The organism is Micromonospora sp. NBRC 110009 (assembly GCF_030518795.1).
Classification (GTDB): domain Bacteria; phylum Actinomycetota; class Actinomycetes; order Mycobacteriales; family Micromonosporaceae; genus Micromonospora.
Genome location: NZ_CP130427.1, coordinates 4,558,127 through 4,570,819 on the forward strand (window position 1 = coordinate 4,558,127; position 12,693 = coordinate 4,570,819).

Genomic DNA, 12,693 nt, shown 5'->3' on the forward strand with positions numbered 1-12,693 from the left:
CGGGCTCAGGTGACGCCGGCGCTCCCACCGATTGAAGCCACTAACGACGAGAGGTCGCACGTGAAAGTACTGCACACCTCCGACTGGCACCTCGGACGTACCACCTACGGCCACTCCCGGGCGAGCGACCACGAAGCGGTGCTCGCCGAGATCACCGAAATCGCTGCCGCCACCCGCCCCGACCTGATTCTCAACACGGGTGACTTGTTCGACATGCAGCGGCCACCGCTGCACTCGCTCAAACTGGCCACCAGCACGCTGCACAACCTCGCCGAGATCGCTCCAGTCGTGGTCGTCTGCGGCAACCACGACTCGGCTGCATACCTGCACTGGCTGCACGACCTGCTCAGCCGGTCCGCGCCGATCCACTTCGTCACCAGCCACGACAACGCCGTCGGTGAAGTCCTGCGGTTACCAGCCGGCGAGCAGGCGATTCACGTCGCCGCACTGCCGTTCATCAGCGCCAACCGCATCGTCAACGTCTTCGACGAACCCGGCCAGCGGCGCATCACCTACGCCGGACACATCGCCGACTTGCAGCAGCGCCTCATGCGCGAGCTCAGAGACGGGTTCGACGCGTCCCGCGACGTGAGCGTGTTTGCCGCACATCAGTACATCGCCGGCGCTATCCCGTCGCGGACCGAGAACCCCAGCCACACCTGCGACTTCTACGCCACCGATCCACAGCACCTGCCGGTGGTCACCTACGCGGCGTTCGGTCACATCCACAAACCGCAGCCACTGCCGACCACCAGCGTGACGGGCTGCTACGCAGGCTCACCCCTGCAGCTTGACTTCGGTGAGGTCGGCGAGGACAAGAGCGTCGTCGTCGCGACGCTGCAGCCCGGCCAAGGCGCCGTCCTTGAACGAATTCGGCTAAAGCGCGGCCGCCGGCTGCGCTACATCACCGGAACGCTCGACGAGATCCGCACCACAGCGGCCTCCGTGACCACCGACATCTGCCTGGTCACGGTCAACACCGAAAACCACATCGACAACCTGGCAGGCCAGATCCGCAGCCTGCTGCCTGAGGCCACCATCGCCGATCTACGGGAGAACGCCGCCGACCGCAGGCTCGAACTGCTCGCCCCCGTCGACGACGCCACTGACGTCGACACCACGACGTTGTTCAGCGAATACCTCGCCACCCGCGGTGTCCAAGGCGTCTCGGCGCAACAGGTTCTTCAGCTTTTCAGCACCCTGCTGCCACACGCCAGCGAACACGAACCACCCGAGCTGCCGGCAGAGCAGCTACTGGCGGCCGACCCCGAGATCGCCTTCCCGCTGCCGGCAACCAGCACGGCCACCATCGGAGGGGCGGCATGAGACCACAGACATTGACCTTCTGCGGCCTGGGCACCTACACCGCGAAGCAGACCATTGACTTCACCGATAAGCGCTTCATCGCGATAGTCGGCGACACCGGCGCCGGGAAATCGACGATTCTGGAAGCGATCTGCTACGCCCTCTACAACCGATGCACCTACGCTGCCACCGCATCCCCGTTGGTCGCCGACGGCGGTGACGGCACCCTCGCCGTCGAACTCACGTTCACCGTCGGCAGCCGCCGATGGCAGGTATCACGGTCCGTCAGCCGGCACACCGCCACGTCAGTGCACCGGCTGACCTGCCTCGACACCGGCGCCCTAACAACCGGGGCCAGGCAGGTCACCGCAGAGATCCGGCGGATTGTCGGGCTCGACTGCGACACCTTTCTACGTGCCGTGGTCCTGCCGCAAGGCCGCTTCCAGGAACTGCTGCGCATGAGCGACCGTGACCGAGGCAGAGTCCTCGACTCCGTCCTCGGTCTCGAGCAACTGAGCCAGGTCCGCGAGCACGCCCGAACCCTTCAGGCGCGCCTCAAGGACCGGCTCAACGAGTACCAGCTGCACCGCAGGAGGTTCCTCGACGACCCGGCCGCGGCGCTGGCCGCCGCGGCCGAACAGCACAGCGTGCAGCAGCAGGGCCTGGAACATCTCCAGAATGCTCGGGCCGCCATCGCTGATGCGCGTGCCGAACAGCGACGAGCCGCCGGGGCGGTCAGCACGCTGACCCAGCTGAAGGAATCCCTGGCGGCCGCAGTTCCTGCCGGCGCCGCCGACCAGCTACACGCCTTGGCGTCGCAGGCTCAAACGCTCAACGGCCAGCGCGCCTGCATCAACCAACTGACCCACCAATTGCAGATCGAGCAAGACCTCCTGCAAGGTCAGCTCACACAGGCCGAGCAGTACGGCGGGAATGTGGCCGGCACCGCCACGACGATCAACACTCTGAAATACCTCGCCGAACAGCTACCCCAGCAGCGGAAACGCCACCGGCAGCTTACGGAGAACGCCGAAGCCCTTGCCGTCGAGCAGCTCCGGCTACAAGGCGTGCAACAGAGCCTGGCCGATCTTGAGCCAGCCGTCGCGGCGGCCAACAAGACGCATGCAGACGCGGAAACGGCGTTCAAACGAGCCCAGGATCGGCAGCACAAGGCCGTCGAACGACTGAGGATCTGGTGCCGAGCCGCCGCAGACCTAGAGAAGGCACGCGCAGAACTCGCCACGACGGAAGAGGCTCTCGGCACCGCCATAGCCAAGGCAAGAGAAGCGGCGGGTATCGCAGAAGAGGCTGAGCACAACCGGAGCGAGTGCGAGCAAACGCACCGCGCGCTGCTGAAGGCGAACGCCGCAGCGCACGCCGCCGCGGATCTCGAACCCGGCGCGGCATGCCTCATCTGTACTCGTCCCCTGCCTGCCGACTTCACCGCACCGATCGCACCCGACCTCACCGCCGCCGACGACGCCCACAAGAAAGCCCGAGTCCGGGCGGAGAAGACGGGTCGGGCGGCCGCCGTAGCGGCCGCCCGGGTGGAAACCCTGGAACGAGACAACCTGCCTGCCGCCCAGCAGAGCGTGACCACAGCCGAGAGCCTGCTCAGTGAAGCGCTGCTCAGCCTCCAGGAAGTCGTTGGAGACGCCGACCTGTCGGGAACCGACGAGCAGATCCTCAAACTGGTCACCGATGACGCTTCGAAAGCGCAGCAAGACGTCGAGCGCGCCGGAAAGATTCGCGACGACACCCGCGATACCGCGACCGCCGCCAGAACCGAATTCGTCACCCTCTCAGAGGCCCACGTCAAGCGCATGTCTGCCCATCAGGAGCAGGAACGCGACAACGTCGCCTTGCGCCAATCGATCGACGAGGCGGCCAGCCGCCTACCCGCCCGCTTCACTCTCGCCACACCCCTGGACGTCGCGGAAGTCCAGCAACAGAAGGCAGCAGCCGAAGCCCATCAGCGACTCCTTCAGGAGCTGGCCGGCCGACGGACCGGCGCCGAACAAGCGCTCGCCGGCCTGCGCTCGCGGAGCGCGGCGCTGGAGACGACCTACGCCAAGAAGATCACCAAACCGGCGGCGACGCTGCGAGACAAGCTCTTGACCCTGGCGCAGCGGGTTAACGACGCCGCAGGGGCATTCGGACTCGAAGAACCGGCGGCCGCGCCCGCCGCGCACGTAGACCTGGACACGCAGGCGCACTGGGCTGCTGATCTTCTCGCTCAGGCAAAGGAACTCCTCGGCATCTGCGCCGCAAAAATCGACGAACAGCAGCGTGCCGAGAAGGCTGCGGGAGAGGCCATCGGCCTTGCCTGCCATACGGCTGGTGCCGCCGGCGAAGAAGACCTCGAGCAGCAATACCTCGCCGCCCACGGTACGGTCCAGAACCTGAAAAGGCAGATCGAGCGCGCCCGGGAGGAACTCCCCGTGGTGAACGCGTTGCAGGAGCGGATTGATGCTGCGGCTGGCACAGTCGATGTTCTTGCACAACTGTCGGTAGTGCTGGCCGAGGGCAAGTTCATCGCTGACGCTGTCAGCCGGCGCCTCCAAGCGCTGCTTCACCAGGCAAGCGAGATCCTGCTCTCGATCTCCGGTGGCCGCTACAGGTTCGCGGCCGACTTCCGGATCATCGATATGGACACCATGGCTGCCCGAGATGTTAAGACGCTCTCCGGCGGCGAAACGTTCCTCGCCAGCCTCGCCCTGGCGCTCGCCGTAGTCGAACTCGCCAGCCGGGCGACCGGCCACGTCGAAGCGCTATTCCTCGACGAGGGCTTCGGCACCCTTGACACCACCTTCCTGCGCGATGCCCTCAATACGCTGACCGACCACAGCACAACCGGCCGGCTGGTCACGGTGATCAGCCACATGCGTTCCATCACCGAGCACGCTGAACATGTACTAGTCGTGGAGAAGTCCCTGACAACTAGTCACGCGCACTGGGCCGACGCCTCGGAACGAGAGAGGATCATCAACGATGACCTTGGTCGTGGCCTGCTTGAATAGGCCGACAGGGCGCCAAGGTGGCCACGCAAAGGCTCCAGACCGAGATGATGCGCGAGTACCACGGTTGCGGGCGTCGCCTCTCGTGGCGACGCTGCAGTGTGATCTGGCTGAGCGGGGGAGGACTGTGTTGTCGATGCCAATGCACAATCCTCCGGTGACCCGGAGCGCAGTGGTAGTAACCCCCGCGCGCGGTCAGCTATGCCTGCCACGGTGGTCCCGGGCACATGCCGTCGATCAGCCGAGGCCTGAGGACCCAGCTCCAAGCGGCTCGCGGCCGGCGAGAACCGTAACCGCCGAGGCCACCGGCATCCCGGAGGCGCCGACGATCACTTCAGCCCGCCCCGGCACCCGATCCAAGGAGGGCAACGGAGGCACCAACTGGTGACCGAGATCGCGGAGCTGCCATTTGAGGAGCACGCTGCTGATTCCGCCGTGCTTGCGCTGTACCGGCAGGTGTTCGCCGTTCTGGCCCGCGACGCGAACCAGATGGTCGACGACCCGGCGCTCGTTCGCGTCGACGAGCTGATCCTGAACGCATTCGCGTCTGCGGGCCCGGCCGGCTTGACGGTGGAGCAGGTGATCGCTGCGTGCGGAGACACCTCGCCCGTCGCGGTCCGGCGCCGGTTCGAGGTGCTGCGCTCCTATCGTGCGGTTACCAAAGTCAACGAGCGACCGAACGAGATGTTCTACCGGGCGGCGTTCGCGCCGTACGTGATGCTGCTGTTCCTGCGCCGGCTGGCGCAGACCGGCGGCCTCGGCGAGCTGCACCAGATGCTGTCGATCGCCCGGCTCTCGATCGAGGACGCCGATACCACCCTCGAGCAGGCCCAAGCGCAGCTGCAGGACCTGGCGAACGTGTTCCGGCTGCTGGCGAACCCCATCATGCAGATGGCGAAATCCGGGACCGTCGAATCGTTGCGAGCCTCGGCGCAGCCGATGCTCGGCAACAGCGAACTCATCGACAAGGCGACCGTCTTCCACAACCTGGCGACGGAGAAGTGGCCGCGGCTGTTGCCAGAGTGCACGCAGCTGCGGATGGCGTTGGCCGCGTATCGGGACGCGGTGAACGCCGCGGCGCGGCGACTGATCGACCGGGCCGGCCGAACCCGGGCGTTGGGGCTATTGCCAGCGGAGAAGTGGCGCAGCTTCGCCCGCGACGCCACCGCCGACGAGCTTGCGGCCGCGCTGGACGGGTTGCTGTTCGACGCGCCGAATCCGCACTTCACCGTTGACGACCTGCTCGACGCGGTCGAAGAAGGGCTGCGGACCGACACGGGGCGGACACCGCCGCCTCGGCCGCGGATTGACGATGAACCAGGCCCTGAACAGGTCGGTGCCGATATGGAGGCGGAACTGCTTGCCACCCGGGCGGAGGAGCTGCTGGCCGGCCGCGACGAGGTCACCGTCGCCGAGCTGTTGGACACGGCCGGGGATTGGGCGGCCGGCCGTCGGGTGCTGTCGGACTTGACCGCGATCGGCTTGCGACCCGAGCTGCCTTACCTGCTGACCTGGGGGGACGGGCTGCGGATCAACGTGGTCGGAGACCTGACCTGGATCACCGACGGCTGGTTCAGACGCCGGACACCGGCGGAGGCGCCGGCGTGAACGAACACGACACCGCACTGTGGTGGGCGAAGATCCGCTCCGGCGGCCCGCAACAGGCACCCGCGGGCAGCCCATCCCCAGCAGGGATGCGGCGCCTGGTCGAGCCGGACGCCCAGTCAGTGTGGTTCCTGCCGAACCTGCCGCCAAGTGCTGCGCCGGAGGTCCTCGCCGAGTACCGACAGGAACCGGCGACGCTACAGGATTCGGCCGGCACGCTACGAGTGTTCGCCGCCTGCCTGCGCTGCTGCTGGCCGGACCCGGGCACCGACTTGTGGCCGGGCCAGCCGGCCGATCTTACTGACGTCGACCAGGTGCTACAGCAGCTGACCCCGGGCCGGGACCGGGCCAGCCGGCGCAAGCTGCTGTCCGCCAGCCTGCGCCGGCTGGAAGCGTCCCGGTGGGTGCTGCAGACGGCCGACCGGGTCCGGCTGGGGCCTCGCGTCACCGGGTGGGGGTCGCTGGAGCTGTCCACGCTCCGGGAACTGTGGCGGATGATCCCCGACCCCCAGCCGAAGTCTGATGCAGGCGGAGGGGAGGCGCCGTGAACCGCACCCAGAACCCGCTGTTCGACTCCGTCCTTGCGACCCTGACCGACCGGCAGCGCGAACACGTCGAAGCGGCGTACGCCCTGCTGGAGCACAGCCGCGAACCCGTCCACCGGCAGGAACTGCACGCGTTGCAGGACCCGACCAGCCGGGACCGGCTCGAGCGACTGCTGCGCCACACCGGCCGGGTCCTCGTCCAGGTCGACGGGCTGCGGTTCACCTCGGGATATGACGACACAGTTGGCATGCAGCTCACCGACGCCGGCTGGCAGCCACTGACCACCGTCGAGCGAGCCGTGCTCGCTCTCGTGCTCATCTATTCGGTCGCGATCGCCCGCAGCGAGGAACGCCTCGCTCCCGACACCTGGACGAGCCCGTACCCGACCACCGAGGCCGACATCCTGAAGGCCAGCAAACTCCCGGCGGTCGCCGCAAAAGCCGCAGCGAGCAAACTCGTCGCCGCCGGGCTGCTCACCCGGGTCCGCGACCGCGCCGACGCCGAAGGTGGATACGTGCCCGGCCCGCAACTGTTGCGCCTGACCCCGGCCGCTCGGGCCCGGCTGCAGGAACAGTTGATCCTCGCCGCCGCCCCGAACCATCCGCTCGCCGCCGCAATCCGTGAACGCCGCAACCGCACCGTCAGCAGGGAGAACATTCGTTGACCCCAGCAGGTAACCCCGTCGACGACGGCGCCACCGACATCGTCGGACCGCGGGTCCTCGCCGGCGTCCAAATGATCAATATCTCCCGGCTGTCGACCCACCCGGTCCCGATCACCTCCCGCGGCCTGATCACCATCGCCGGCCAAGGACCGTCGGACTCCAACGGCGCTGGAAAGTCGTCGTTCATCGCCGGCCTCAGCCTGCTGCACGCCGACGAGCAGTGGCGGCTGCAATCCGGCGCGCAGGCAGCCGCCGAACTGCTGTTCACCGCCGAACTCGCCGGGCAGGAAGTCGTCCACGCGAACGCCGACCACGGCTACATCGTCGGCGTGTTCGTCCCGCCCACCGCCCGGACGCTCGCCGAACTTGAGGCGGACGTGCTGACGGTGTGGCTGCGGATCAACCGGCAGGCGCCCCACGTCGAACTGCGGTGGAAGCCGCAGCTGCACGTCGCGTACGGTGCCAGCGAAAACGACCGGGCCAGCAGCGCCGACGGCTTGTGGGACGAGTTGCCACGCAGCAACGGTCGTACCGACATCCGGGCGAACAAACTCGCCCGCACCCTGTATGGGCAGACGGTGCGATGCGTGTCGTTCCTGTCCACGTCGGTGCGAGCCAGCCCTACAGCGAACCTGCTGGCCCAGCCACTGAACGAGCTGACCCCGGAGCGGATTTTCGATGCGGTTGGTGCGCTGACCGGCCTGACCCGCGAGATCGACGACGAACAGGCGGCCCGGCAGAATCAGTACCAAGCCGCGCTCGCCGCGAACACCGCGAAGGAAGAGTACGAGCGGTGGGACGAGCGGGTCACCGTCACCGAAGACATGATCCGGGCCCGCGAAGCAGCCCGTACGGTAAAGGCCGACGCGCTCGACAGTTGGCGGTCGCGGTGCGCCCGCTACCTCGTCGACGGTGTCGCCACCGACGCGGAGCTGCGGCATGACATCGCTCAGCTCGAAGCGAAAGGCAAAGAGCTCCAAGCAGCCATCGACGCTACCGACGTCAAAGTCGGTGAGCTTACCGACGACAAGGCGTTCGACGAGAGCTACCGGCAGCGGGTGAAGGCGTTCAACGACATCGACGCCGAGGTGAACAGTCTGCGGAAAGAGCAGACCGGTTACGTCGCCCAGATCGAGCTCCTCACCACACGTAGCCGCGCTTTACGCGAGAAGGCGGTCGCCGCGGACGGTCGGACCGTCGCCCAGGCCGAGCAAGAGCTCCGCGACGCCAACGCCGCGGTTGACCGCGCACAACGCCGCAAAGGCATCACCGAACAAGCCGTCAAAGACGCCCGTAAGGCGCTGGCCGCCGCAGAACGCGGCGAGGACGTCGCGGTCGCCCAGGTGCAGGCGCTGCGCGCGGCTGGCTTCACCGAGGCCGTCCCGCTTGTCGACGTGGTCAGTCTCACCGACGAGCAGCGCCCTGTCTGGGAAGCACGGCTGCTGCCGTATCGGCATGCGGTCGTCGTCACCGGTGCGACTGCCGCGCAGGCGGCGCTCACCGACGTCCCCGGCTCGCTGCTCGTCGAAGCTGACCCTGACGGATTCGCTGGTGGCCCAGACCTGCCAGCGGCGGCGAACGCGGCGGTGACCGTGGCCCGGTTCCTGACCGCTCTGCGGGACCGTGCCGGCACCGGTGGACTGATCGACACGGCCGCCGGGGTGCATGGGATTGCCGGGTACGCAGAAGCCATGACCGGCCGCGCCGGCCGGATTCAGGCTGCCCGTGACGCCCTCACCGCCGCGTCCGCTGACGACGGTGAAGCGGACGACAGCGTTCGGGACGCCCAGCGGGCCAAGAAGCGTGCTGACGGGCGGGTCGAGGGAGCCAAGGCGGCGCTCGAGGCCGACGAGATCGACTCCCAGGTCAGGAAGTTGCGGAAGAAGAACGCGAAGATCGATGAGGAGCTGGACGAACTGGCTGCCCCACATGCCCATGCCAAGAAGGCTTACCTGACGGCGCTTTCGGAGAAGAGCGGCCGCGACGAGCGGATCGGCGCCGCGAAAGCGGAGAAGGAACGGTTGAGCCGGGACCTGCAGCAGCACCAGGACCAGTGGCAGGCGAAAATCGACGCGTGGGCGGAGTTGGACCTGCCACGTCGGCAGGAAGCGTGGGCGGGCACCTCCGCGTCCGCGGAACAGCACCTGCTCGCCCTCACCGAAACGGAGCAGGAACGCAGTGTCGCCGAATGGGACGACCTGTGCGCAGCGCAGACTGACCGGCTGCAGCAGGCATGTTTCCCGCCGGGCACCCCCGAGGAGCAGCTGCCCGAGGAGCTGAAAGTCGTCGATCAGCAGCGCCGCGACCGCCGGCTCAGCGCCTATATCCGGCTCATCCCGCAGGTACTGCGGATCATCGGCCAGCACCTCGACGACCTTGAGAGCATCGACCGGCAGCAACTCGACGAGATTAGCGCCGAACGAGAACGACTCACCGGGACACTGCAGAGCGCCGAAGACCACCTGAAGGAGGCCCAACTCGCGGCGACCGCAGTGCGAGCCACCCTCGCGAAGGCCATCAAAGCCAAGCTGAAGCAGGTTTCTGACGAGTTCAACGCCCTCGACCAAGCGTACGGCGGGTACGGCGGCGCCCTCGACTTCCCCGAACCAGAACCACCAGCAGACCCGCAGAAGCCTTGGCAGTGGGCGATCACCCCACGGTGGCGACGCGGCGAAGGGAAACCACTGTCGTCGTACCAGCTGCGTGGCAACACCGCCCAGATGGACGACAAAGCCGTCAAACTCGTCTGCGCGGCCGCGCTTGCCGGCTCGCAGGACCGGCCGCTGCTGCTCGTCCTCGACGAACTCGGACGCAACCTCGGCTCTGCGCACCGCCGTGACGCGGTCGCCCTGTTCGAGAACATCGGCCGGGACCGGGCGATCAGCGTCGTCGGCGCCCTGCAGGACGACATGGAACGGTACGCCGTCGGCTCCTCCAGCCTGTACATCAAGCTACGGCGAACCTCGGACGCATACGCCTACAACCAGGCACCCGTCGTCGTCGGCAGCGAGTCCGAAACAGCCCGCGTCGAGCTGCTCACCATGTGGATGACCTCCTACCGCGGGAAGACCGAAGCGTGACGATCCCTGGCGGCTCCGCATCCGACAACGCCGTCCCGGACGCAGAACCGGATCGTGAAATCGTGCTGACCTGGGTCACCGACTATCCCGGACTGGTCGTGTACGCGCCGCTACCAGCCAGTGGCCGGTATCCACGCGACCGGAACGGCGACCCGTACTACCGCAGCGTGCGGCTGCGGGCCGAAAATCCGGGTCAGCCGCCGCGCCGGCCCGCCGGCCTGCTTTCCGACACCGACTGGGCGTGGATGACCCGCAGCGAACACGCCTGGCGGCAGGTCGCCGGCAAGTTCGGCGCCCAAGCCGAGACAGTCGTGTTCGCCCTCGCCCGGGCCGGGTGCGTCACCATCGGCTACGACCTGAAAGGCAGCCGGCCAACATCGAGCCCGAAACGGGTGTACCCCCACCCCGACCTCTCCGCCGCAGAGAAAAACCGCCGTGCAGTCCGCCGCGACCAGCGGTCCACCCTGCAGTCCCGCGCCGCCGAACTCGCTGCCGACCTGCGCGATGAATGGCCCGGCGTTGCCCAAGCCCTGCACACCACCGACCACCCGGACCGGCTTGGCTGGGCTGTCAACGCCGCAACCGATCTGACCGCCGGCGTCGTCCACAACTCCGTCCGCGCGTTCGTGCAAACACACGCGGGAAGCACCAAAGCCCGCGACGACGTTCAACGGCTGCTGACCGAGCTCGGATTCGAACCCGAAGCCCTCGCTGCACTCGGCCTGTCCCGCAGCCCATACATCGGCATCGGCGGCCCGGTCCGGCTGTGCGTCTCAGATACCGTCATCGACCTTTCCTCGCTGCCTGGCCCGCATGACATCCGGCTCAGCTCTCAGCACACGATCTCCATCGACGTATGCCGTGGGGCGGGGCCGCTTTTGATCATCGAAAACCGGCAGGCCGCCGAAACGCTATGCGACATCGACGCGGGCGTGCCGGTCATTTGGTGCCACGGCCAGCCACCAGAGCCGGTCCTCAACCTGATTGCCGAAGCAGCAGCGCAGGCGTCGTCAACACTGATCTGCACCGACGCCGACCTTGGCGGAGTGCGTATCGCCGCGAGAATCCACGACCGCCTTGCCGCAGAGTTAACAGTCCACGTCGTCGACGTCGGCGCTGCAGGGCACCGACCCGGCCGAGTGTTTTCTGCGCACAGCCGGGCCCATCTGCAACCGTTCGCGAACCGTAATGATCAGATCGGAGCCTTCGCCCTCAACTGCCTGGATCGTGGCTACGCCATCGAACAGGAGGCGACAGTCAAAGCAGCAATAACCGAAGCACTGGACAGAATTCGACGAGACTGATGGTGGCGAAGCCCGCCTACGCGCGGTCGGTCACAACGAACGAGGTTCTTGTGAGGCTCGTCCGCTGGCGTCTTCGCCCATGCATTGATCATCGCCTCGTCGTCGGTGACATCGAGGAGGCGGACAGCCTCCGACCTGGGAGTCGTTGGAGGAGCACAATCCAGCAGCCGGTCAAGGTCAGGGGCAGCTGTGCCGCCTCCAACACGAGTTGGCAAAAGGGCTCTGCAGATCGGCCCTCTCGACCACCGCAGCCGCCGGCGAGACCGAGTCCGACGCCCGTCTGGCCGGGGCCGGCTCCGCTACAGCGGCCGAACCCACCCCGTGCGGCCGGCGCAACGCCGCTAGCTGCCTGCCTTTGGGCGCCGACGTACGCGCAGCAGCCAGCTGGTCCGATTGCCCCTCAATAGCCACAGCCGCTACCGGCGAGCCGGTTCGGACAGCTCGACCGGCCGGAATCCTTGCCCTACACCCAGGCCCAGCCGACAGTCGTCGCCGAGGTTGACGTCAACACCGCCTACGAGCATCACCGATGGCGCCACCGCGTCCGCTCCCTGCGTGTCCAACAGGAGTGTCGGTCGATGACCTGCTCCTCGCCGACGGGGCGGCCATTTCGGCAACTCGCGAACGGGCCCGAGTACGGTGCACCGCTGGCCCGGCGACTGGCTGGAGGATGCGGCGCACCTACCACGAGGACTTGTCGTACGCCACTCCTACACTTCGGTCAAGATGCAGCGGTTCCTTGCGGCCCGGTGGGCAGCGTGTGGAGGGAGACCCAGATCGAGGAGCAAGAGCGTTCGCCCGTCGGCCGGTGTCCGAACTGTAACAATGGAGTGCGTCTCACATCGGAGGGACACCCACATCGATGCCGTCGGGCATCGTGCCGTCACCTGCCAATCGCTGCATGCACGTTCGGCGGCTGCGAGCGCCCAAGGGAGACTGCCACACTCTGCACCGGACACAACAACCAGAAAAACAAGGGTAGGCCTCTTGCGCCACTGCGGCCCAAGCGTCCTGACATGTCGCTGCGCGAGCGCGATGAGAGTGGTCGGAAGCACTGCGTAAGCTGTCAACTTTGGTTGGACGAGTCCTTGTTCTCGAAGAGGTCGGCCTCGTCTGATGGTCTTGATGTCGAGTGCCGACCTTGCCGTGCGCTTCGCACCTTAACAAGGAAG

At 67.1% G+C, this 12,693-nt stretch carries 7 protein-coding genes; all 7 read left to right on the forward strand.

Translation table 11 applies throughout. The features are described 5' to 3' along the window. Positions 1-60: 60 nt before the first annotated feature. The 7 genes from Q2K19_RS21760 to Q2K19_RS21790 all read left to right on the forward strand — a co-directional run bounded on the left by Q2K19_RS21760 (position 61) and on the right by Q2K19_RS21790 (position 11,521). Entirely contained in the window at positions 61-1,326 is a 1,266-nt protein-coding gene (locus Q2K19_RS21760) for a metallophosphoesterase family protein (protein ID WP_302763282.1), read from the forward strand. Continuing rightward, positions 1,323-4,325: an AAA family ATPase gene (locus tag Q2K19_RS21765; protein WP_302763284.1), complete on the forward strand. Its 3,003-nt coding sequence runs from the start codon at positions 1,323-1,325 to the stop codon at positions 4,323-4,325. The genes Q2K19_RS21760 and Q2K19_RS21765 overlap by 4 nt, the downstream gene beginning before the upstream one ends. 381 nt (positions 4,326-4,706) lie before the next feature. After that, entirely contained in the window at positions 4,707-5,930 is a 1,224-nt protein-coding gene (locus tag Q2K19_RS21770; protein WP_302763286.1) for a hypothetical protein, read from the forward strand. Continuing rightward, positions 5,927-6,475 carry a hypothetical protein gene (locus tag Q2K19_RS21775; RefSeq protein WP_302763287.1) on the forward strand — a complete coding sequence of 183 codons (549 nt, stop codon included), beginning with the start codon at positions 5,927-5,929 and terminating at the stop codon, positions 6,473-6,475. The genes Q2K19_RS21770 and Q2K19_RS21775 overlap by 4 nt, the downstream gene beginning before the upstream one ends. Beyond that, complete coding sequence (locus Q2K19_RS21780; protein ID WP_302763288.1) at positions 6,472-7,137, forward strand: hypothetical protein; 666 nt, start codon at positions 6,472-6,474, stop codon at positions 7,135-7,137. Before Q2K19_RS21775 ends, Q2K19_RS21780 begins: the two co-directional genes overlap by 4 nt. Then, positions 7,134-10,217 (forward strand): coiled-coil domain-containing protein, encoded by a 3,084-nt coding sequence (locus Q2K19_RS21785; protein ID WP_302763290.1) that lies wholly within the window; start codon positions 7,134-7,136, stop codon positions 10,215-10,217. The genes Q2K19_RS21780 and Q2K19_RS21785 overlap by 4 nt, the downstream gene beginning before the upstream one ends. Beyond that, complete coding sequence (locus Q2K19_RS21790; RefSeq protein WP_302763291.1) at positions 10,214-11,521, forward strand: DUF2399 domain-containing protein; 1,308 nt, start codon at positions 10,214-10,216, stop codon at positions 11,519-11,521. The genes Q2K19_RS21785 and Q2K19_RS21790 overlap by 4 nt, the downstream gene beginning before the upstream one ends. Positions 11,522-12,693 lie beyond the last annotated feature (1,172 nt).